Consider the following 22895-nt stretch of genomic DNA (forward strand, 5'->3'; position numbering starts at 1 on the left):
ATCAAATTTTTGTTATAATGTTCATATATGATGGGCTAAGAACAAAGGTTAAACTTTATAGCTGTACTACTAAAACACATCAGTAGTGAATACATTAATAAAATACAAGGATTAAATACTAGGAGGTATATCATGGCAAAATATAAGTGTAGTGTTTGTGGTCATATTCACGATGAAAGTAATGAATCAAGGTCGTTTTCGGAGTTAGAGGAATGTCCTATCTGCAAACAACCTGTAAATGTGTTCGAAAAAGTAGGAGAAGACATAGAAAAGTCTGAGGAAGATATAGAGATAATGTCAGAGGAAACTACAGATTTATCATATCCAAAAGAATATGCTCGTCAAGATAAATCATGTCGCTATATGTCAGAGATTCATAAGATGGCAGTTACAGGAGAGTCAATTATTGAGGCAATGGGAACACAGATGTCAATGCCTAGTTGGGATGATATTTTAGTATTAGGAGCACAATTGAACCCACCACCACTAGATGAGCATGCTCCAGTTATGACAACAACAGTGATAGGCAAAAATGCTAAAAAGCCAATGATATTAAGTAACCCTGTTTATATTTCACACATGTCATTTGGAGCTTTATCAAGAGAAACTAAAATAGCTCTTGCAAAAGGAAGTGCAATGGCTAAAACTGCAATGTGCAGTGGTGAGGGGGGAATTTTACCAGAAGAGATGGAGGAATCCTATAAATATATATTTGAATATGTACCTAACCTTTATAGTGTAACGAAGGAAAATTTGCAAAAAGCAGATGCTATAGAAATTAAGATTGGACAGGGAACAAAACCTGGTATGGGTGGACATTTACCTGGTGGCAAGGTAACACCTGAGATAGCAGAGATTAGAAATAAACCACTTGGACAAGATGTTATCAGCCCTTCAAAGTTCTCAGATATTAATACAAAAGAAGACTTGAAGGAGTTAGTTTCAAAACTGCGTACAGAGTCTGGTGGAAGACCTATAGGAATTAAAATAGCAGCTGGACGTATTGAAAGAGACATGGAGTATTGTGTATTTGCAGATCCAGACTTTATTACTATAGATGGAAGAGGAGGAGCTACAGGAGCTAGTCCTAAAATAATTAGAGATGCTACTAGTATGCCAACTATATATGCACTATACAGAGCAAGAAAATACTTAGATTCAGTTCGTTCAGATATTTCACTTATAATAACAGGTGGACTAAGAGTATCTGCAGACTTTGCAAAAGCTATAGCTATGGGAGCTGATGCAGTAGCAATAGCATCTGCTGGATTAATAGCAGCAGCATGTCAGCAGTATAGAATTTGCGGAACAGGAATGTGTCCTGTTGGAGTGGCAACACAAGATCCAGAACTAAGAGAAAGATTAAAAGGAGAAGCGGCAGCTAAGAGAGTTGCAAACTTCTTGAATTGTTCCTTAAATGAGCTTAAAACTTTTGCTAGAATAACAGGACATGACAATATTCATGACATGTCAGTTGAGGACTTATGTACAATTAATAGAGAAATTTCAGAATTCACAAATATTAGACATGCATAATCATAAAGGCAAATTATAATTATAAACTATAGTTTTAATATAGAATCCCTCCACTTTACTTAAGTTGGAGGGATTTTTCATTAGAGATTAATTAAAGGACAGTCATAAGTAAATGCTAACTAATAGGATTATAAAGGTTTATATGTTCTATATTTCGATACAATCTCATATAATACAATAGTTGTAAGAAAGGAGGGTGAAATATGGAAGATGTAAAAAAAGATTCGAAAGAAAATATAGCATTAAAGAACTTTTTTAGATTTGACAGAATGATTACACCTGCTATAATACAAATTGTTTTCTACATAGGCTTGGCAGCTTCTGTACTAATAGGATTAGGTCAAATTATTACAGGAATAGCCTCTCGTGGAGGTAGTATTCAAATTTTTACTGGAATTATAGTATTAGTCATTTCACCTATAATAGTTAGAGTTTATTGCGAACTTCTGATAGTTATATTTAAAATTCATGAGTCACTTGGGGAATTAAAAGATAAGCAATAAAGTATAGTACAAAAAAACACCTCAAAATCATATGATTTTGAGGTGTTTTTAGTTTATATAATGAATATAGAAAGATATACTTTGAAAATAAAATATAAAGATTCTTAGGTTAATAATTATTTATTTCCCTACTTCATATTTTTAGGAATTTGATTAAGATTTCTTTCTTCAATATACAACTTGCCATTATCCTTAAGAATATTTTGATAATCCTTTAATTTTGTTTTTGCTTCTTCATCTGAGCTATATTGACCTAATTCATAGAGATATGTTCCTTTGTTATCCTTTAATACTCTAAGGTTCTCTATTTCAAATAATACTTCCTCAAGAGATGCAAATTCTTCTCCTTGTTCATAAGAACTAGTTCTTATAGAATATAGCTTTTGCTCTATAACTTTTTCAGTATTTTCTGAAATCTTTATCTGCACATAAGCTGGATTTTTGTACTCTTCTACTTTGAAATTAACTGGTTGATTAAATACTATATTAAATCTCTGTTGAGAATCATCTAGAGTTATTAACTCATAGACATCTTTAATATATTTACTTTTTTTAAGTTCTTCAAAATATTCTTTTGCTGAAAATCCTCTTGCACCAGATATAGAAAACTCCATTGTATAAGGTGCTTTTTTATAATCAACATTAAAATGTGGAGCTATTTGTTCACTCTCTTTATCAAACCCACTAAAGTTTATTGTGATAATATCGGACTTATTTTCTTGATCTAAAGATATAAAGTTTACATCAATGCCATCTGTTACTTTGCCGCCTTGGGATTTTCCATTATTAAATTGAAGTATGTTAACTAGTGTGCCTAGAACAGGGATATCTTCAAGACTATGTGCAAAAGATGGAGAGACATTTATACCTAGAGTAAATATTCCTATTGATGCGGCTACTGATACAAGCCCATTAACTATTCTTTTTTTATTTCTAGTATTCTTTTTCATATCATTTTCCCCCTTTGATATTGCTCTGTTAATTGTTTCATCTAAGTTATCAGGTATTTTTATATCTGAGTAAGTTCTTTTTAAGTCATCTACACTATTTTTCAAAACTTTCGCCCTCCTTTAGTTCTATCTGTAAAAATTCAATAGCTTTATAAAGCCGAGTTTTTACCGTACTCAAAGGAATATCTAGAATATCGGAGATATCTTTCAGCTTCAAATCCTGAAAGTATCTCAATGTTATAACGGTCTTGTAGTTATAGTCTAATTTTTCTAAAGCTTCTTTTAAGTCTATATTTTCGAAGATATTTATTTCTTCATCTTTAAAATTTTCAATAGTTTCATTATCTAAATATAAAGTTTTTTTAGACTTATTTATAAAGTTTATTGAACAATTAATAACTATACGGATAAGCCATGTATTAAAATATTCTGGATGATTTAGCTTATTTATAGATATATACGCCTTATATACTGCTTCTCCGATAATATCAAGAGCGTCTTGCTCATTGTGCACATAACTATATGCAATTCTATATAAATCTTCTTTTTTACTATTTAAAAGGGTAGTAAAGCTTTCAGTGTCTCCCTTTATTGCTTTAATAACTAATTTTTTCAGGATAACCTCCTCCTTATAAACAAAATATGAGCTCATTTTTATTATCTACTTATTAGACCATCATGTAGTTGAAAAAGTTTTAATAAATTATATAATTATATTTTTTGTACTAGGGTAGTAAATGAAATAGTTATTCATATACTTTGTATTAAGTTCATAGGTTTCAAGTATAGTCAGTATACACATTGTAATTAGTATAAAAATGCTATTTTTTATGAAAAAGAATAGTATATAAGAGATGAATACCAAGTTTACAGATAAATCAAATATACAAATTAATTATAAATAGTGATTTGTTACCTGAAAATAAATGTAGTGGAAAAATCACTATGTTTATATTAGTATATACTTTATATATAGTGTACATAGGGGTGATGTCATGGATAATATCAGAAAAAAATATCAAATATTAATTTTAATTATAGTATTAGTTATGGGAATAATTATCGGTGTTATATACCTTTATAGTATGAAAAGTGTAGAAGATATCTATGAGCAATACGCAGAAGAGAGTATTATAGATGTAAAAAAGTCATTTATTAAAGATAATGTAAATAATATAATATCAAATATTGAACAAAAAAAAGAAAAGAAGACTAAGTATTATAAACAGCTTACTGATAATTCATCAGAAATACTTGATGAATACTACCAACACTCACAAAATATATTTTTAGACTTATGTATTGAATATTTTAAATTTAAAGATAATAAAGATATTTTTTCCGTTTTAATATTAGATAAAGTGTCTAATACAATAATTTATGATAGAGATTACTCCAACTCTAATAAAGAGGCCAGCTATACTGAAAGAATAAGTCTTATGAAACACAATCTCTCTTCATACTTTCAAAATAGTTATGGACAGTATGATGTGTTCTGGGGAGTAAGTAAAGACTATATTGACGATATAATAAAAAAGCAAATTCATGATGAAATTCATAACTCAAAGTTCTCAAATGATGCTTATATATGGATAAATGAGGTTGTGAACTATGAGGGTGGAGACAATTATGCTATCCGACGTGTACATCCTAATTTAACTGATACAGAGAATGAATTATTATCTACAAATACAAAAGATATTAAAGGCAATCATCCGTACTTAACTGAACTTAATGGAGTAAAAAAGAATGGTGAGATATTCTTTAATTACTATTTTCAAAAGAAAAATAGCAATATTATTTCAGAGAAGTTAACTTATGCAAAACTATATAAAGAATATGATTGGATAATCGCAATGGGAGTTTATATGGATGATATTGAATCTTATGTCGAGAAGACAACAACAGAAAGTAAGCAGATTATTACTAGAATGGTTACACACATAGCTTTATGGATCATATGGATAATAATACTGATTATATTCTTTCTGACACTATTAGAAAAATGGTACTATAAAAATTATAATATGACACTAAATAAGGAAATATATATAGATCCTCTTACTAAAGCTTATAACAGACGAGCAGCTGTATCTCATATAAGCTCAGCTTTTAAAAATTTTAAAAAAACAGGTTTAAGTCCTGCGATAATCATGATTGATGTAGATGACTTCAAAAAGATAAACGATACTTATGGACATGATGCAGGTGATTTTGTCCTTATAAATATTGCTGAAATATTAAATAAGCATATAAGAAGTACAGATATCTTATGTCGATGGGGAGGAGAAGAATTTTTACTGATTTGTGATAGATTAAAAGCTGATGATGTCTTTTCATTTGCAAATAAATTATTAGATTCAATATCTCAGTTTGAATATGAAAGTAATGATAACAAATATAAAGTCACTATCTCTATGGGAGTTTCCTATTTTGATGATTTTGATAATGACTTTAACTCAGCAATTAAGCGAGCAGATGTCGCACTCTATAATGCAAAGAACCAAGGGAAAAATAGAGTTTGCATGTAAACTATAAAAAAGAGTTAAATATTTGGTTGAAATGATTGAATAATGAGCAAAGCCGTCAATCCATTATGGAGAGACGGTTTTATTTTACAGAAAGAGTGATATAATGAAGGTTAACTAAAGATTAGAACTAATAAAACAAGAGATTAAAATCTACAAGGATGTATATAGATATAAAAACATTATATATAAAATAACTATAAACAAAGCTTTAATAATAGAGAAGGGGGAAAATTTTATGATTAAAGAATATGTATATCATTTTTCTTCAGAAAATAAACCAGTAAAAAGGGTTAAGAAAGGTGATGTTGTTATATTTAAAACACTAGATTGCTTTAGTAATCAAGTACGTTCAGAAGAACAATTAGTTACATCAATTGACTTTAATAAAGTAAATCCAGCTACAGGGCCAGTGTTTATAGAGGATTCAGAAGAGGGAGATGTACTAGTAGTAGATATACTAGAAATTAAAGTTGAAGATGTAGGAACTATATCTACTTTACCAGAAACAGGCCCATTGTTTGATGAAGTAGATGGACTTAGAACTAAAAAAATCTCGATACAAGATAACAAGATAATATTTAATGATATTGAAATTACACCTAATCCAATGATAGGAGTTATAGGAGTTGCACCAAAAGAAGAAAGTATTCCTTGTGGGCTTCCTGGGGCTCATGGCGGAAATATGGACTGTAATAAAGTTATTGAAAAAAGTAGACTATATCTTCCTGTAAATGTAAAAGGTGCTCTATTTCAACTAGGAGATTTACACGCATCTATGGGAGATGGAGAAATTTGTGGTTCAGGAATTGAAATTGGTGGCGAAGTTACTGTAAAGTTAGATCTAATAAAAGACTTAGATCTAAAATGGCCAGTACTAGAAACAGAAGATACATGGTATGCAATAGCAAGTGATGAAGAATTTGAAAAGGCTTTAAAGTACTCATCACAACAAATACAAACGTTAATATCTCAAGCTTATGGGTGGGATAAAACAGACTCTTACTTATATATGTCAGCAGCAGGTTCTTTTGAGATTTGCCAAGGATGTAAACCGTCATCTTTTCCAGCGGTAGTACGATTTGGAGTACCAAAGATTTCAGAAAAGCCAAGACTAATATCGTATAAATAATAAGGGACAATAAACAAATTGTTAATTCAAACTTAAAAATTATGTTTATAGAAAATAACATTAAAGCAAAAATATAAAACCATGGTATTTTAATACCATGGTTTTATATTTTTATAATCTATTATGCAATTACTAACTAGAATTATTAAATATGGTAATACTATATTTAATAAATTTAAAATAAAAAGAGGTAATAACGTGTTTAATATTCTTGTTGTAGAAGATGATTTTAAGTTAAGAAAGTTGATGTGTACCGTATTAAATAAAAATGGATATCAGTCCTTTCCGGCAAAAGATGGATTGGAGGCACTTAATATTTTAGAGAAGCAATATATTGATTTGATAGTTTCAGATATTATGATGCCAAATATGAATGGATTTGAATTAACGGAAAGCTTGCGATCAGCAAATTATAATATGCCTATTTTAATGATAACTGCGAAAGAATCATTTCAGGATAAAAAGAAAGCATTTCTTGTTGGAGCAGATGATTATATGGTAAAACCTATTGATGTCAATGAAATGGTTTTAAGAGTAGGAGCTTTATTTCGTAGGGCAAAGATTACAAATGAACATAAGCTTACATTTGGAGAATTGACGTTAAATTATGATACATTCACAGTCCGTTCAAGTGGAGAAGAGATATTACTTCCACAGAAAGAATTTCTACTATTGTATAAACTAATGTCTTATCCAAATAAGATTTTTACTAGGCAAACACTGATGAATGAAATTTGGGGAATAGACTCTGAAACAGATATACGTACAGTAGATGTCCATATTAATAGACTTAGAGAACGTTTTAAAGAATGTAAAGAATTTGAGATTATAACTGTTAGAGGCTTGGGATATAAGGTGGTGAGGTCATAATGAAGCTATTTAATAGACTTTTTCCTGACTGGTGGTTGACACTGATTATCTATGTCTTTGTATTAATGATACTAGCATCATTAATTATGGCTGGAGTTTCACTTATGCTATTAAAGCTTGAACTGTTCACACTAGGAGAGCCAAATTTTATTGCTGGCGTAATTGCTTTTACTATCACTAGTATTTTATTAGGTACAATTATGACAGCTATAGTGGGAAAAAGACTTATGTCTCCTATAATTTTACTAACAAAAGCTACTAAAGAAATTGCAAAAGGTAACTTTGATGTTTCTGTACCTGAATATCCTGTACCTATAAACTTTGATCATCTGATTCAGGATTTTAATAAAATGGCTTTAGAGCTGAAGGGAATTGAAATGCTGAGAACAGATTTTATAGCTAATGTTTCTCATGAGTTTAAGACACCAATTGCTTCAATTAAAGGTTACGCTACTCTTCTTCAAGATGAAAACATTTCAACTGAGGAACGGCATGAATATACACAAATGATTATAGACAGTACTAACCAGCTTTCTAAGCTTTCATCTAATATTTTGAGCTTATCCAAGTTGGAGAATCAAGAAATCGTGATGGATAAAGCTCCATTTCAACTTGATGAGCAAATTAGACAAGCATTTTTAATGTTAGAGCCACAGTGGAGTCAGAAGAATATTCGAGTTTATCCTGAATTAAGTCCAGTTATTTATTGTGGAAATGCTGACTTAATGATGCAGATATGGCTAAATATCATTGGAAACGCAATAAAATTTACTAACGAATTTGGATCAATTTTTGCTGAGCTATATGTACAGAATAATGATATATATATTATATTTTCAGATACGGGTGTTGGCATGTCACCAGAAGTACAAGAACATATCTTTGAAAAGTTCTACCAAGGAAATCATAATAGATCTACAGAGGGAAATGGACTTGGTCTTTCCTTAGTTAAGCGTATTGTTGACTTATGTTATGGAACTATAGATGTTCAAAGTAAACCTAATATTGGGACTACATTTACTATAATTCTTCCATTTAAAGAGTAATATTAAAAATATTTCATAATTATTTTCAGCTGAGTTTATATTCAGTTTAACTTTATGAAATATAATTTAGCATATATCAAAAGCATATGATACTACCTGTAGTTATCATTTGAAGGAATCAATGCATTTTGGATAATACAAGCTAGAAAGGATAGATGATATGTTAGAGCTTAAACATATTAGAAAAACTTATAAAATAGGAGATATAGAAACAAAGGCACTCGATGACATAAGTGTAGCATTCCGTGAAAAAGAATTTGTAGCCATACTTGGTACAAGTGGTTCTGGTAAAACTACATGCTTAAATATTATCGGAGGGCTAGATAGATATGACTCGGGAGACCTTATTATTAAGGGAAAGAAAACTAAAGATTTTAAAGATAGTGACTGGGACGCATATAGAAATAATTCTATAGGATTTGTATTTCAAAGCTATAATCTAATTCCGCATTTAAGTATCGTTGCTAATGTTGAGTTAGGTATGACACTAAGCGGAGTTTCCAAAGAAAGAAAAAATGAACGTGCTATTGAAGTATTAGAACAAGTTGGATTGAAGGATCATCTTCATAAAAAGCCAAATCAACTTTCTGGTGGACAAATGCAACGTGTTGCTATTGCTCGTGCACTAGCAAACGATCCGGAAATTCTACTATGTGACGAGCCAACGGGAGCTCTGGATACCGCGACTAGTGTTCAGATCATGGAACTTATTAAAAATGTGGCAAAAGATCGTCTAGTTATTATGGTTACTCATAATCCTGAGCTAGCAGAACAGTATGCAGATCGTACTATTCGTTTTAAAGATGGTCATATTATATCTGATACGAATCGATATAAGGAAGATACGAAATCTGAAGGGTTTAATCTGAAAAAAACAAGCATGAACTTTCTAACGGCATTAAGTCTTTCGTTCAATAATATTCGTACTAAGAAAGGACGTACGTTTTTAACTGCATTTGCTTCTAGTATAGGAATAATTGGAATTGCTTTAGTCCTAGCCTTATCAAATGGATTCAATAAGCAAATTGATAGCTTTGAATCTACCACTTTATCTGGTTTTCCTATTATGATTAATCAGACAACTGCTAATATTGATATGGAACAGATGAGAGAGCAAAACAAAGAAGCACTTGGAAAAACTGAAAAAGAAGGCAAGTATCCAACTGATAAAGTGATTTATCCATACGATCCTAATGACAACAATATGATTCACACTAATGTAATTACAGATGATTATATGAATTATATAGAGAACATAGATTCATCACTTTTGTCAGGAGTTTCTTATACAAGACTTGTAAATATGAATATGCTTAATAAGGATATAAGTGGAGATGATGTGTCTGTTGTAAAATCTTCTTCAATTAACTTTACAGCTTATCCAACAAACCTTGATAAAAACAAAAAAAGTTATCTTGAAATGAATTATGATTTACTTGCTGGAAAATATCCAAAGGATATGAAAGATTTAGTGCTCATAGTTGATGGCTACAATAAGTTAGATATTTCTGTTTTAAAGGAATTGGGTATAGACTCTAATGCAGAAAGTATTAGTTTTGATGATCTTATAGGACATGAACTTAAAGTAGTTTTAAATGATGATTTTTATATTAAAAACGGATCACATTTTATAATGAATGCTTCTCCGGATGCATTGAAGGAACTGTATAATAGTGAAAATGCTATTACGCTAAAAATTTCAGGTATAATTCGTGCAAACAAAGATAATAAGTTAGAAGCTTTACCAGCCGGTATAAGTTATTCTGATGAACTTTCTAAGTTTTTTATAGAAGATGCAAAAAAATCTGATATTGTTAAAAGTCAAATGAATGCTGACTATAATGTTTTAACTGGAGAAAGTTTTGCTGAAGATTTAAAAGGCGCAAATACGAATATTCCATCAGGAAGCCCTGTAACAATGATGCAAAGTGCTGGTGGCAGTAATAAACCAATGACAAAAGATGATATGTTGTCTGTACTTGGAGCAAAAGGTACTCCATATATGATTTCATTATATCCTACAAACTTTACTGCAAAAGGTGATGTTATTAAGTATCTTAATGACTGGAATGAAGGCAAGCCTATTGAAGAGCAAGTATTATATACTGACATGGCTCATACTTTTTCTTCTCTTTCAGGTGGGATTATGGATGCTATAACATTAGTGTTAATTGCTTTCGCAGCAGTTTCTCTTATAGTATCATTAATCATGATTGGTATTATTACCTACATTTCTGTTCTCGAGCGTACGAAAGAAATAGGTATTTTAAGAGCACTCGGTGGTAGAAAGAAAGATATTACTCGTGTATTTAATGCCGAGACATTTATTATAGGTACTTTTTCCGGGTTACTAGGAATAGGAATTGCATATTTACTGACAATTCCAGTTAATATAATACTAGAAGACGTTACAGACTTAGTTAATGTAGCACAACTTAATCCGCTTCATGCTATTCTTCTAGTTGTTATCAGTGTTTTACTGACAATGCTTGGTGGAGCTATTCCAGCAAAGATGGCTTCAAATAAAGACCCTGTTGAATCATTACGTTCTGAATAAACTAATAAACAAAACCGCCAATCCACTTTTGGAAAGGCGGTTTTATTATATATAATTAGATTGTTGAATAACTATTTTTATCATCAGTAAAAGTACAGTTTTACATAACTTTAATATAAAAGCTTTAAAAAATTATAGTATATAATATTGTTATTTACTCGTTTCGTTATTTCTAAATTTAGCTATTTAACAGGATATAATATTTTAAGAATAAGTTATGGATTAGAAAATCCAAGATTATATGGTTTTAACAAATATAAGTCTCATGTAATGTGGACTATACTATTATATTTAATTGAAAAATTATTAGATAAAAATCAAGGGGTTAAGTGTAATAAGTTTTCTTTGAATAAATAAGAATCAATTTATATTAGTAAAACTTATACTCAGAAAAGTTAAATTATTTAACAACCTATAAAATAAATAAAAAGTGAACCTTTTATATAAATCAGACCAATACATTATGTAAGCAGCTTGCAAAACAAATTTTCAATTTAAATGCTTAGAAAGGAGGAAAAAATATTGTCAGACCAGTCAAAAGAAAAAGACTACGAGCTTTATAAGCATATAAAAGAGATGAGAGATGGCTCAATCGAATCTTTTGACTTTATTTATAATGAAACTAGTAGTGATGTTTATAGATTGATTTCAATGATTGTTTATAATCACATGGATAGAGAGGATATTATGAATGAAGTTTATGTTCAATTGTGGAGTTCAATTAATAATTATAACTTAGATAAACCTTTTCGAGCATGGCTTCATGGAATAACTATTCGTCAAATTAGTAATTTTAGAAGAAAAAATTGGCGTGTTTTTCGGATCTTTGAAAAACAACGTTCAATGCTAAGTAGAGAGGATATGAGTTATGAGCCAAACATTGTTCACTCTGAATTAGAAAGTAAAATAATGGAGTTGATTAATAGTTTATCAGATAAACTAAAAGCAGTAATAGTTTTAAGATACTGTTATGATTATTCACTGCAAGAGATTGCAGATATATTAGAAGTACCTTTGGGAACGGTAAAATCAAGACATCACTCGGCTTTGAAGCAGTTAAAAAGGCGGATAGATTTAATAAATAATGTGGATGGAGGTCGCGAAGATAAAGAATGGATATTGAAAAAAATTAAAAGAACAATTGTCAAACTATGCTGACAGCATAGAGTGTCCTGAACAAGCATATTTTAAAACACGAAACTTGTATATAAATAATGTTATTAGAAAAGGAGAGCAAAGATTTATGAAAAAGAAAATTATATTAAGTACCGCAGCTTTAGCAATAGCAGTAATACTTCCTTTAGGGGCACTTGCAGCGCCACGTATTATTGAAGCGTTTAAAACAGTAATTATTCAAGAGGAAAATGTTGATATGAAATTATCGGAATATATTCCAGACAGTTCTAACCTTACTTCTGTTCAACAAACAGCTTTAAACAAAATTTATACAGCGTTCCCTGAATTAAAAGAATTTGATATTACAGGTATTAATGCAGGTGAAGGAAGAGTAGATTATGAAATAATGAATTGGAGTTCAATTCAATTAGAAAAAGATGGTCTTAAATTTGTATTTGATATTGATAATGCAACAGGTGAATTTCATCATGTTGGCAGATATAACTGGAATGAGAACTATAAAGAAATGAGTAAAGAAGATATTGTTCTTCAAGCAAAAGCAATGATTGGAAGCTTGTATTCAGATATTGATTCATATTCTTATGAGTTTAAAGATTTTTATGGTAACCTTCCAAATGAAAAACTACAAGAAGCGGAAAAACAAGGGATTAAGATTGACACAAATAAAAAATATCTTGAGTTTTCAAAAGAAGATAGTGATATCTACTTCAAAGTTGATTACTCAGAAGATGGACAATTATCAATTGGAGTTTTGAATAAATAATTATATACTACTTTAACCACTTAACAAAAGTTAAGTGGTTTTTATTTTATTGTATAAAGAAAACCACCAGCTATGCTGGTGAGTTCTGAAGAGCTTAAGCGTTGCACAAAAAACCTCCATTTGATTAGAATAGAATAGGTTTCACCGACCAATTCAAATATCAAAAGGAGGTTATCCTAAGTGGATAGTAATAGAATTAGTACATACAAAATGGAATTGTAAGTACTATATAGTTTTTGCACCTAAGTTTAGAAGAAAAGTGATATATGGTAAAAAGAAAACAGAGATAGGAAAAATATTAACACAGTTATGTGAATGGAAAGGAGTTCGAATAATTGAGGCTAATGCATGTGTAGATCATATACATATGTTAGTATCTATTCCATCAAAGATGAGTGTGTCAGGCTTTGTATGATATTTAAAAGGAAAAAGTAGTCTTATGATATTTGAAAAATTTGCAGACTTGAAATATAGATATGGAAACAGACATTTCTGGTTCAGAGGATATTACTTCTTTGCTGAATCCAATGTTAAGTTAGTATTTAATTCTAAGGCTAAAACATTAAAAACATTTAAATTTTTAGTTATAGTAGCATTAGTAATAGGTACTTTAATAGATGCTACATTTGTATGGAAGTTAGCAGATATGTTCATGGGTATAATGGCCATACCAAACATTATAGCATTGTTTATATTATCTGGAGAAGTTCGAAAAATACTTTATGATTATGATAAGATATATGTAACTAAAGATAAAGGTATTGTTAAAAAAGTTTCTTAGTTGAAAAAGTTCCATTAAAATATTAAGATTAAAAAATATTTTGGTTATTAATTAACACTAGATACAGAATGGAATTTAGGGGTGATGAAGTGAAAGTCGCAATAATATACGGAAGTAAGTCAGACGAAGAAGTAATGAATGGTGCAAGTGAAGCACTAGATAAGTTTAGTATAGAGTATGAAGTGTTTGTTATTTCAGCCCATAGAAATCCAAAACTACTATTAGAAACTATAGAAAGAGTTGAAAAGTTAGGCTGTGAATGTATAATATCGGGAGCAGGACTATCTGCTCACTTACCTGGATTTATAGCTTCAAATACAATACTACCAGTAATAGGAGTGCCAATAAATGTAGAGCTAAATGGATTTGATTCACTACTATCTATAGTTCAAATGCCAAAACCAATACCTGTTGCTACAGTAGGAATAAACAATAGTTATAATGCTGGAATACTGGCTGCTCAAATACTATCACTAAAGTATAAAAGTATAAAAGAAAGTCTAATAAAGTATAGAACCGTGGAGAGTTGACTCCACGGTTCTATATTTTACATGGTTGTATAGGTAAGTTTTTTTTACAAAAAGGACATTCGTATTCTTCATAGCTTTTGAGATCTAGATTTATACAGCTATAAATTTTCTTATCTAATGTTATATTTTCTTTATTTACCATACAAGCGATCCCAACAACTTCTCCACCCAACTCTTCTACTAGATTTATAGTTTCGGAAACTGTTTTTCCACTAGTTATGACATCTTCTGCTATAAGAATTTTTTGACTATTCTTAATTTCAAAATCTTTTCCTAAAGTCATTTTTCCAGATACTTTTTCTATATATATCATAGGTTTATTTAGTTGCCTTGCTAACTCGTATGATATTAAAATACCACCTATTGCAGGGCCAAGAATAATATCGAAATTTAAATTAGAATTTTTAATTTTCTTTGCAACTATTTCTATAAACTCCATAGATTTATCAGGGTACTGTAGCAATCTTGCACATTGTATATATATATCACTATGTTTTCCTGATGGTAGTACAAAGTGTCCTCTTTGGAATGCTCCGAATTTTTGTAGAACTTTTAATATATCACTCTTCATAAAACTTTAGACTAATCTCTTAAAATATTAATATCTTCGCCATTTAATATCTTTTTCATATTTCTCATTGAACACATCTTTCCACACATAGTACAGCTATCTTCATGCTCTGGTGTTGACTCCGCTCTATATCTTCTAGCTTTTTCAGGATCTATAGAAAGCTCAAACATCTTTTCCCAATCTAGATCTGCTCTAGCTTTACTCATTTCATTGTCCCAATCTCTAGCACCTTTTATTCCATTTGCAATATCTGCTGCATGAGCTGCTATTTTACTAGCTATAATACCTTCTTTCATATCATCTAAATTAGGCAGTCTTAAATGTTCGGCTGGAGTTACATAGCATAAAAAATCTGCACCGTTAGATGCTGCAATTGCTCCACCTATAGCACTAGTTATATGATCGTACCCTGGAGTTATATCTGTAACTAGGGGCCCAAGTACATAGAACGGTGCTCCATGACACAATCTTTTTTCCAACATCATATTTCCTGCTATTTCATTTATAGCCATATGTCCTGGTCCTTCTATCATAACTTGTACATTTTTTTCCCAAGCTCTTTTTGTGAGCTCTCCTAATACTATAAGCTCTTCTACCTGAGATGCATCTGTAGAGTCTGCTATACTACCAGGTCTACAAGCATCGCCTAAACTTAGTGTTACATCGTACTTCTCACATATGTCTAATACTTTATCAAAATATTCATAAAAAGGATTTTCTTTCTTGTTAAGTTCCATCCAAGCAAACAATAGGCTTCCACCTCTTGATACTATATGTGTAATTCTTTTGTTCTTTTTAAATCTTTCAGCTGTAGCTTTATTTATTCCAGCATGAATAGTCATAAAATCTACACCATCTTTAGCGTGTTTTTCTACCACATTTAAGAATTCCTTCTCACTTATGTCCTGTAGTTCTTTATCATAAAACCCTACAGCATCATAAATAGGAACTGTACCTATCATGGCTTTTGAATAGTCTATAAGTCTTTGTCTAAACTCTTCTGTCTTTCCAAATGAGCTTAAATCCATTATTGCTTCTGCTTTTAGCTCTATAGATTTTTTTACCTTCTTCATCTCCAAGTCAATATTTTGACAATCTTTAGATATACCTAAGTTTACATTAACTTTAGTTTTAAGTCCTTGCCCTATTCCTTCTGGATCTAAACTTTTATGATTTTTGTTGGCAGGTATTACTACCTTACCCTCTGCAATTAATTCTCTTAGTGTTTCTAAATCCATTTGCTCCTTTTCAGCTACTATTTTCATTTCTTTAGTTAATATTCCTTTTTTAGCAGCATCCATTTGTGTTGTATAACTCATTTTATCTTCCCCCTATATTATTAAAATAAAAAAAGGCTTACCGTAGTGGTAAGCCTTTTGATTTGTTATAGACGAGTTTAATTGTATAGAAATTGTAATAAATCTTATATTTTCTATATAAATACTTTTATCGTTTATAAAATGAAAAGCTTCCCTACGATGGTACTAACCACATCAGGTTCAAAGGGTCAGGACTTAACCTTCTCAGCAAAAGCTCCCCTAGCTATATTTTCTATTTTTTATATTATCAAACTAATTATATCATAGCTTAACTATCTATACTAGGTAATTACTAAATCTTTGACGAGTACTTTATGTTTTAATATAAGCTGAATAGGAGCATCAAATGTGGATAATATTAAAGATAAAAGAGGTGATTATAATTGTCCAAATTACTTATTAATGATATTAAAAGAGTTTTCATTGCAATAGAATTTACAGAAAGCATAAAAGATTTTCTACATGGAATCTAAAAGAGGTAGCTTTACTAGTAAAGAAAACTTTCACTTAACTCTTAAATTTATTAGAGAAGTAAAAATATCTGATATAGAAAAAATAGAAGGATGCATTGATAGAGCATCTTTAAACCAAAGAAGCTTTCAATTAAAGTTAGATAAAATAGGTCAATTTTTAAGAGGAAACAAATCTGTAGTTTAGGTTGGGCTAAAATTAAATAACGATCTAGAAAAAATACATTTGAGCTTAGAGTCATTACTTGAGAAAATAGGAATTAAAAAAGAAAAAAGGAGCTTTACATCTCACATTACTCTTGGAAGACAGGTAGTATTAAATGAAGAATTTCATAAGTTAAAGGAAAAGAGCAACATAGATAGCGTAGATATAATAGTAGATAAAATTTTTTGGATGGAGAGTACTAGAATAAATGATGAACTAAAATATATACCTATTTATGTAAAGAGATTTACTTAAAACATCCTTAATGATAAAGTATTGTTAGAATCAAAAAAAAGGAGACTTTAAATATGAAAAAAGTATTACTTACATATGGATTCGAAGATGGAAAGATGGAAGAAAGAAAGTCTATCTTAGAAGATTTAGGATATAAGGTATATTACGAGGATGAATCCACATTTGAATATAAGAGCTATATGAAAGATATAGATGCATTGATGTGTCATAGCGTGTTTAAAAAGGCTGATATTAATGATTTTCCTTCTCTCAAATGGATTCAATTAACTAGCATGGGGTTTGAGCAAGTTCCTAAAGAAGAAGTATTAAAAAGAAATATAACTGTTACTAATAATAAAGGCGGGTATAGCATACCTATGGGTGAATGGGTAGTGCTTAATATTTTAGAGCTTATAAAGAATAGAAAAAGTGCTTATCAAAATCAGATGAATAAAAGATGGTATATGGACTTTTCGGTGAAAGAAGTATATAGAAAAAAGATAGCTTTTATAGGGACTGGAGACATAGCAAAAGAGTCTGTTAAGAGACTAAGTGGTTTCGGAGTAGATATATTAGGAGTCAACACAGATGGAAGAGATATAAATGGATTTGATAAATGCTTTTCAATTGATGATATAGACGATGTTTTAAAAGAAAGTGACATAGTAGTCATATGCTTACCTAATACTGATAAAACTAAACATCTTTTTAATAAAGAAAGATTATGTAAGATGAAAAAAGACGCTTATCTTATAAATGTATCAAGGGGTGCAATTATTAGTGAAGATGATTTAGTTTCACACTTAGATGGTGGAAACTTAAAAGGTGTTGCACTAGACGTGTTTGAAAAAGAGCCACTATCTAAAAAGAGTAGGTTATGGGATATTGATAGAGTAGTAATAACTTCTCATAATTCATGGATTAGCGAAATGATTGGGGAACGAAGATGGAATCTTTTTTATGAAAATCTTAAGAGATATGTGAATGATGAAGAACTATTAAATGTAGTTAAAATAGAGAAAGGATACTAATTAAGGAGAGGAAGTTATATGGATCTAATTATTAGAAATGCGAAGATAAGAAGGCAGGAGAATTTAGTAGATATAGGAATTAAAGATGGAAAATTTATAGAAATAAATGAGAAAATCCACGCTAAAGCTTCAAAAGAAATAAATGCGAATGGCTACTTACTAACATCCCCATTTGTAGAATCTCACATACATTTAGATTCTGCACTTAGTGCAGGAGTTCCAAGGTATAACGAAAGTGGTACTCTTCTGGAAGGTATAGAAATTTGGGGAGAAAGGAAAAGAACTTTAACTAAAGAAGATATTAAGAAAAATGCAATAGAAACTATAAAGTGGCAGATTGCAAATGGAGTTCTTAGAATCAGAACACACTCAGACGTAACTGAACCAAGCTTAATGACTTTAGAGGCTATTTTAGAAGTTAAAGAAGAGATGAAAGAGTATGTAGATATTCAAATAGTAGCTTTTCCACAGGATGGGATTTTCTCTATAAAAGATATGGACAAGCAAATAGAGAAAGCCTTAAAGATGGGTGCAGATGTTGTTGGTGGAATTCCACAAGTTGAGTTAACAAGAGAAGATGGAATTAAATCTATTGAATACATTTTTAACCTAGCTAATAAATATAACAAACTCATAGACATTCATACAGATGAAACTAGTGATGATCAATCTAGATTTATAGAAGTGATAGCTAAGCATACAATTAGTAGTGGAATGGAAGGACTAGTTACTGCAAGTCATGCAACTGCAATGCATAACTATAATAATGACTATGCTTCAAAAATAATAGGAATATTAAAAAGAGCAGATGTAAACATAGTCACAAATCCTTTTTCGAATACAGTCTTACAGAATAGATTAGATGGATATCCAAGAAGAAGAGGTCATACGAGAGTAGATGAACTAATAGATAGAGGAGTAAATGTAAGTATAGGAAATGATAATATTATGGATCCATTTGGACCTTTAGGAAAGGGAAATATGTTACAAGCAGCTCATTTATTATTGCATACTGCACATTTAAGTGGAAATGAGCAAATATTAAAACTATTCGATATGATTACCGTGAATGGAGCTAAGACTATTAATGAAGAAGAATATGATATAAAGGTTGGTAATCAAGCTGATTGTTTAATACTAGATGCTAGAGATGAAAAAGAATCTATAAGACTTACTAGCGAATGCTTGTACGTAATTCGAAAAGGAAAAGTAATTTCTGAAACAAAGCCCGCAAAAAGATTATTAAAGTTAGATCAAGATACATTTGATATAGATTTTAAAATTTAAAAAATAAATATATAGGAGGAGAAGTAAAATGAGAAGAAAAGATCGTGAAATGGATAAAGATTTTGCATACTCTATTATAGATAAATCTGAGTTTGGAACCCTTGCAACTTTAAATGAATATGGTACTCCTTACTGTGTTCCTATATCAACTGCGAGATATGGTGATAAAATCTATATTCACTCCGCCTATCAAGGAAGAAAAATAGAAAATATAAAAAGAAATCCAAATATAAGTATGTCATTTGTAGGAGATGTAAAAGTTCCAACACCAATAACTAAAGAAGAGTATGAAAAAGCTGTAAGTGAAGGCGGAGGAATTGGAAAGATAGTTAGTAAAAAATTCACAACTGAGTTTGAATCTGCTGTTATATTTGGTACTGTAGAAATAGTAGAAGATAAGAATGAAAAAATATTGGGTTTGAAGCTAATTTCAGAAAAATATGTACCTGAAAATATGCCATATTTTGAAGACGCTATAGAGGCTAGTTTGAATAGGACTTGTGTTCTAAGAATAGATATAAAAGAGATAACTGGAAAACGAAAAAAGTATAATAAAGAAGGAATTGAAATGAAGTGGGGTCGCATGGATAATATATAACCTTAAATGAAATAATGATTGGAGTAGAAAATAAAAATCGTTGTGTGAAAATATTGTAATTATATCTTTAAATTCTTTCTTTTAGGGTAAACATATAATATATACTTATGGGGAGATGATTTCTTTATGAAAGCAAAAGATATTATGCAAACGTCAGTTATAACTGTAGGACCAGATACTAAGATAGAAGAAATAGCAAAGATATTATCAGATAATAATATTTCAGGAGTTCCTGTAGTTGACGATGATAAGATAGTAGGTATAGTGAGCGAAGGAGATCTTCTACACAAAGAAGCTAACCCAAGAATACCAACTATCTATCCTATATCTGCATTTGGAAGCTTTACTTATTTAGGAGATTATAAAAAATATGAAGAAGACATAAAGAAACTTTCTGCTATGAAAGCTTCTGAGATTATGACAACTGAAGTTATATCTGAATCAGAGGATACAGATATAAATAAAATTGCGTCTATTATGATAGATAAAAAGATTAATCGTATTCCAATAACAAGAGATGATAAACTAGTAGGAATAGTGAGTAGAGCAGATTTAATAAAAATCTTAGGACAACAATCATAATTTATTTAATATTTTAGTATTTAAGAACAACATATACTTAAAGCTAAAAGGATAGAGAAAGTTTTAAATATAGTATTATAGATACAGAATAGATGGTGTAATATACACTACTTTCTGTATCTTTTTTTATTATATTATATTTAATAAATATAGGTAAAAAAGATAGTATAGTTGGTATAATTTACTTATGGTATCAAGGAACATATGTTTGCATAATAGATATATAATATTGTAAAGGAGAAAGATTATTGAAAGTACAAGAGGTTAAGTTAGACAACAACCAAAGAAGATATTTGTTAGTTGACGATAATGGATTTCCAATAATACCAGTAGCAAAGTATTTAAAGTATATTGATAATAGTGAAAAGAGTTTTAATACTCAAAAGACATATGCTTACTCTTTTAAACTATATTTTGAGTACCTACAAGAGATAGATATAGATTATAAGAATGTTAATATCAATATACTATCTAACTTTGTAGGATGGCTTAGAAACCCATACGAAAATAATAAAGTCGTTACATTAAAACCAACTAAAGCAAAAAGGACTGAAAAGACTGTAAATTTAACTATAACAGTTGTAACAAACTTTTATGACTATTTATATAGAACAGAAGAAATAAATAATGATATGGATGATAAACTTATGAAGCAAGTATTTGCAGGAGGTCATAAACATTATAAAGACTTTCTATATCATGTAAATAAAGATAAACCTTCAAGCAAGAATATATTGAAAATAAAAGAACCAAGACGTAAAGTTAAAGTTCTGACTAAAGAAGAGATGCAAAAGGTATATGATGCTACTACTAACATAAGAGATGAATTTTTAATTAAATTATTGTATGAAACAGGACTTAGAATAGGCGAAGCCTTATCTCTATTTATCGAAGATATTGTTTTTGACCACAATAAAGGTCATAGAATTAAGTTAGTTAATAGAGGCAAACTTAATTTATTTGCAATAGATAATAATATAACAGATGAACTTGGCAACAGATATCACTTTAAAAATCACTCTTTAAGGCATACCTATGCTGTCAAAATGCTTAATGGTGGTGTTGATATACTGACAGTTAAAGAATTACTCGCTCATGCTTCACCAGAGATGACTATGCGATATGCTAAATTGCTTGATGATACAAAGAGAAAAGTCTTCGATAAAGCAGTAAAACAGGGCATATTTAGTTTTGATGAAAGTGATAAGTTAAAAGAAGAAAATGATGGTGAGATACCTTATGATATTATAGATATGCTATATACAAACCATAAATTAAATGCTCTTGATACACCTTATGGTACTTGTATGCAAAGAGCAAATGGTAAATGTAGTTATGCAAAACAACCACCTTGCTTAACCTGTAATAATGGAAATCCTTGTAAAGACCTGTGTGTTGGAGCGTTTGAAGGCGATATTATTAAATATGAGATATTGATTAACTCAACTAAAAATATGATTGAAAATGCTAAAATGTATAATAGAACTGAAACGATAAGTGAAAATGAAGAATTACTAAAACGATATGAAGATATTTACTCTAAAATATCACAAGGGAATATGATTTATAGTAGATTAGATAAGTTGAAAAAGAAGGTGAATTAATTGAGTGACTATAATCGTTCAGAGCATTTAAAAGAGTTGCATAGTAAACGTAAGGCTATAACTCAAGAAAAGGTAGATAAAGCAATTCAAAGGCTTATAAAAACCCAAAAGCCTATTAATTTTAATAGTGTTGCAAGTGAAAGTGGTGTTACTAAAAAACTTTATATGACAATAAAGATATTAGAGAACGTATTTAAAAATCTTAGACATCAACAATCACAAGTACCTACTCCATTACAAGTTAAAAGAGAAATGGATGATAACAATAAAGACGCTATCATATCAAGTTTAAAAAGAAAAATTAAAAAATTAGAAGAAGAAAATAAAGAACTCAAAGAGCAAGTTAAAATCAACTATGCAGATATTTATAAGAACATATGATACAATGGAATATATAACTATAATTGTTTTATAATTATAGTGCAGGGATTAATTTGCATTAGTAAGATTTTGTGTACGAGTAATAAATATAATGAAAGGCTAACTTTCATTATATTTAATTATAATATGAAAAGTATTAAATGGACAGTTAGAGAAAAGCACCATACAGTTTTAAGGACATAAAAATATAATACAAGGTAAGCAAACATATAGAAAGAAGAAAGAAAAGAATTAAAATGATAGTAGTACACAAAAGTAAGATATTACGAAACTAGGAGGG

At 29.9% G+C, this 22895-nt stretch carries 22 protein-coding genes, 3 pseudogenes and 1 riboswitch; of the genes and pseudogenes, 21 read left to right on the forward strand and 4 right to left on the reverse strand.

Features of this window, described 5'->3' with window-relative positions; all coding sequences use genetic code 11:
• Positions 1-132 precede the first annotated feature (132 nt).
• Positions 133-1536: a glutamate synthase-related protein gene (locus CURI_RS02705; RefSeq protein ID WP_014966750.1), complete on the forward strand. Its 1404-nt coding sequence runs from the start codon at positions 133-135 to the stop codon at positions 1534-1536.
• Positions 1537-1739: 203 nt separating this feature from the next.
• Positions 1740-2039 carry a DUF4282 domain-containing protein gene (locus CURI_RS02710; protein WP_014966751.1) on the forward strand — a complete coding sequence of 100 codons (300 nt, stop codon included), beginning with the start codon at positions 1740-1742 and terminating at the stop codon, positions 2037-2039.
• Positions 2040-2167: 128 nt separating this feature from the next.
• Here CURI_RS02710 and CURI_RS02715 read toward each other — a convergent pair whose 3' ends face one another.
• The gene (locus CURI_RS02715; RefSeq protein WP_014966752.1) at positions 2168-3094 is read right to left on the reverse strand and encodes a DUF4179 domain-containing protein; all 927 of its coding nucleotides are present in this window, start codon (positions 3092-3094) and stop codon (positions 2168-2170) included.
• Positions 3084-3641, reverse strand: coding sequence for a sigma-70 family RNA polymerase sigma factor (locus CURI_RS02720; protein ID WP_014966753.1), 558 nt, complete (start codon positions 3639-3641; stop codon positions 3084-3086). The genes CURI_RS02715 and CURI_RS02720 overlap by 11 nt, the downstream gene beginning before the upstream one ends.
• A gap of 343 nt (positions 3642-3984) precedes the next feature.
• Between CURI_RS02720 and CURI_RS02725 the strand changes: the two genes are divergently transcribed.
• The 11 genes and pseudogenes from CURI_RS02725 (at position 3985) to purE (ending at position 14333) form a co-directional block, all read left to right on the forward strand.
• A complete protein-coding gene (locus CURI_RS02725; protein WP_014966754.1) occupies positions 3985-5520 on the forward strand; it encodes a sensor domain-containing diguanylate cyclase in 1536 nt (511 codons plus the stop codon).
• Positions 5521-5755: 235 nt separating this feature from the next.
• Positions 5756-6649, forward strand: coding sequence for an acetamidase/formamidase family protein (locus CURI_RS02730; protein WP_014966755.1), 894 nt, complete (start codon positions 5756-5758; stop codon positions 6647-6649).
• Between the two features lie 198 nt (positions 6650-6847).
• Positions 6848-7519, forward strand: coding sequence for a response regulator transcription factor (locus CURI_RS02735; protein ID WP_041701445.1), 672 nt, complete (start codon positions 6848-6850; stop codon positions 7517-7519).
• The gene (locus CURI_RS02740; protein WP_014966757.1) at positions 7519-8565 is read left to right on the forward strand and encodes a sensor histidine kinase; all 1047 of its coding nucleotides are present in this window, start codon (positions 7519-7521) and stop codon (positions 8563-8565) included. The genes CURI_RS02735 and CURI_RS02740 overlap by 1 nt, the downstream gene beginning before the upstream one ends.
• A gap of 160 nt (positions 8566-8725) precedes the next feature.
• On the forward strand, positions 8726-11122 hold the full coding sequence (locus tag CURI_RS02745; protein ID WP_014966758.1) for an ABC transporter ATP-binding protein/permease: 2397 nt from the start codon (positions 8726-8728) through the stop codon (positions 11120-11122).
• Positions 11123-11323: 201 nt separating this feature from the next.
• Positions 11324-11479: pseudogene (locus tag CURI_RS16050) on the forward strand (ISNCY-like element ISAcar1 family transposase); the annotation flags it as partial.
• 165 nt (positions 11480-11644) lie between these two features.
• Positions 11645-12280, forward strand: coding sequence for a sigma-70 family RNA polymerase sigma factor (locus CURI_RS02750; protein ID WP_051003942.1), 636 nt, complete (start codon positions 11645-11647; stop codon positions 12278-12280).
• The gene (locus CURI_RS02755) at positions 12264-13022 is read left to right on the forward strand and encodes a hypothetical protein (RefSeq protein WP_014966760.1); all 759 of its coding nucleotides are present in this window, start codon (positions 12264-12266) and stop codon (positions 13020-13022) included. Before CURI_RS02750 ends, CURI_RS02755 begins: the two co-directional genes overlap by 17 nt.
• 184 nt (positions 13023-13206) lie before the next feature.
• Positions 13207-13533 (forward strand): annotated as a pseudogene (gene tnpA / locus CURI_RS16495) (IS200/IS605 family transposase); the annotation flags it as partial.
• A gap of 51 nt (positions 13534-13584) precedes the next feature.
• Positions 13585-13803, forward strand: a pseudogene (locus CURI_RS16500) (alanine:cation symporter family protein); the annotation flags it as partial.
• Positions 13804-13892: 89 nt separating this feature from the next.
• A complete protein-coding gene (gene purE, locus CURI_RS02765) occupies positions 13893-14333 on the forward strand; it encodes a 5-(carboxyamino)imidazole ribonucleotide mutase (RefSeq protein ID WP_051003947.1) in 441 nt (146 codons plus the stop codon).
• Between the two features lie 10 nt (positions 14334-14343).
• Here purE and pyrE read toward each other — a convergent pair whose 3' ends face one another.
• Entirely contained in the window at positions 14344-14904 is a 561-nt protein-coding gene (gene pyrE / locus CURI_RS02770) for an orotate phosphoribosyltransferase (RefSeq protein ID WP_014966763.1), read from the reverse strand.
• Positions 14905-14915: 11 nt separating this feature from the next.
• Positions 14916-16223, reverse strand: coding sequence for a phosphomethylpyrimidine synthase ThiC (gene thiC / locus CURI_RS02775; protein WP_014966764.1), 1308 nt, complete (start codon positions 16221-16223; stop codon positions 14916-14918).
• Positions 16224-16357: 134 nt separating this feature from the next.
• A riboswitch (TPP riboswitch) is annotated at positions 16358-16454 on the reverse strand.
• Positions 16455-16685: 231 nt separating this feature from the next.
• On the opposite strand from thiC, the gene CURI_RS14905 reads away from it, so the two are divergent.
• From CURI_RS14905 to CURI_RS02810, 8 genes are all read left to right on the forward strand, one after another.
• Entirely contained in the window at positions 16686-16880 is a 195-nt protein-coding gene (locus tag CURI_RS14905; protein ID WP_051003951.1) for a 2'-5' RNA ligase family protein, read from the forward strand.
• A gap of 39 nt (positions 16881-16919) precedes the next feature.
• On the forward strand, positions 16920-17153 hold the full coding sequence (locus CURI_RS14910) for a 2'-5' RNA ligase family protein (RefSeq protein WP_051003953.1): 234 nt from the start codon (positions 16920-16922) through the stop codon (positions 17151-17153).
• 53 nt (positions 17154-17206) lie between these two features.
• Positions 17207-18163 (forward strand): phosphoglycerate dehydrogenase, encoded by a 957-nt coding sequence (locus CURI_RS02785; protein ID WP_014966765.1) that lies wholly within the window; start codon positions 17207-17209, stop codon positions 18161-18163.
• A gap of 18 nt (positions 18164-18181) precedes the next feature.
• Positions 18182-19450, forward strand: coding sequence for a cytosine deaminase (gene codA / locus CURI_RS02790; RefSeq protein ID WP_014966766.1), 1269 nt, complete (start codon positions 18182-18184; stop codon positions 19448-19450).
• 28 nt (positions 19451-19478) lie between these two features.
• Positions 19479-20048 (forward strand): pyridoxamine 5'-phosphate oxidase family protein, encoded by a 570-nt coding sequence (locus CURI_RS02795; RefSeq protein ID WP_014966767.1) that lies wholly within the window; start codon positions 19479-19481, stop codon positions 20046-20048.
• Between the two features lie 126 nt (positions 20049-20174).
• Positions 20175-20630 (forward strand): CBS domain-containing protein, encoded by a 456-nt coding sequence (locus CURI_RS02800; RefSeq protein WP_014966768.1) that lies wholly within the window; start codon positions 20175-20177, stop codon positions 20628-20630.
• A 248-nt stretch (positions 20631-20878) separates the two neighbouring features.
• On the forward strand, positions 20879-22234 hold the full coding sequence (locus CURI_RS02805) for a tyrosine-type recombinase/integrase (protein WP_014966769.1): 1356 nt from the start codon (positions 20879-20881) through the stop codon (positions 22232-22234).
• The gene (locus CURI_RS02810) at positions 22235-22615 is read left to right on the forward strand and encodes a DUF6262 family protein (protein WP_014966770.1); all 381 of its coding nucleotides are present in this window, start codon (positions 22235-22237) and stop codon (positions 22613-22615) included. It abuts the gene before it with no gap.
• Positions 22616-22895: the final 280 nt, after the last annotated feature.

This window comes from Gottschalkia acidurici 9a (assembly GCF_000299355.1).
Lineage (GTDB): Bacteria > Bacillota > Clostridia > Tissierellales > Gottschalkiaceae > Gottschalkia > Gottschalkia acidurici.

Excerpts from the sequence above, each read along its gene's own strand:
- CURI_RS02705 (WP_014966750.1), top strand. The coding sequence starts at position 133 with ATGGCAAAATATAAGTGTAGTGTTTGTGGTCATATTCACGATGAAAGT.
- CURI_RS02710 (WP_014966751.1), top strand. The coding sequence starts at position 1,740 with ATGGAAGATGTAAAAAAAGATTCGAAAGAAAATATAGCATTAAAGAAC.
- CURI_RS02720 (WP_014966753.1), bottom strand. The coding sequence starts at position 3,641 with ATGAGCTCATATTTTGTTTATAAGGAGGAGGTTATCCTGAAAAAATTA.
- CURI_RS02725 (WP_014966754.1), top strand. The coding sequence starts at position 3,985 with ATGGATAATATCAGAAAAAAATATCAAATATTAATTTTAATTATAGTA.
- CURI_RS02730 (WP_014966755.1), top strand. The coding sequence starts at position 5,756 with ATGATTAAAGAATATGTATATCATTTTTCTTCAGAAAATAAACCAGTA.
- CURI_RS02740 (WP_014966757.1), top strand. The coding sequence starts at position 7,519 with ATGAAGCTATTTAATAGACTTTTTCCTGACTGGTGGTTGACACTGATT.
- CURI_RS02745 (WP_014966758.1), top strand. The coding sequence starts at position 8,726 with ATGTTAGAGCTTAAACATATTAGAAAAACTTATAAAATAGGAGATATA.
- pyrE (WP_014966763.1), bottom strand. The coding sequence starts at position 14,904 with ATGAAGAGTGATATATTAAAAGTTCTACAAAAATTCGGAGCATTCCAA.
- thiC (WP_014966764.1), bottom strand. The coding sequence starts at position 16,223 with ATGAGTTATACAACACAAATGGATGCTGCTAAAAAAGGAATATTAACT.
- CURI_RS14905 (WP_051003951.1), top strand. The coding sequence starts at position 16,686 with ATGGAATCTAAAAGAGGTAGCTTTACTAGTAAAGAAAACTTTCACTTA.
- CURI_RS02785 (WP_014966765.1), top strand. The coding sequence starts at position 17,207 with ATGAAAAAAGTATTACTTACATATGGATTCGAAGATGGAAAGATGGAA.
- codA (WP_014966766.1), top strand. The coding sequence starts at position 18,182 with ATGGATCTAATTATTAGAAATGCGAAGATAAGAAGGCAGGAGAATTTA.
- CURI_RS02795 (WP_014966767.1), top strand. The coding sequence starts at position 19,479 with ATGAGAAGAAAAGATCGTGAAATGGATAAAGATTTTGCATACTCTATT.
- CURI_RS02800 (WP_014966768.1), top strand. The coding sequence starts at position 20,175 with ATGAAAGCAAAAGATATTATGCAAACGTCAGTTATAACTGTAGGACCA.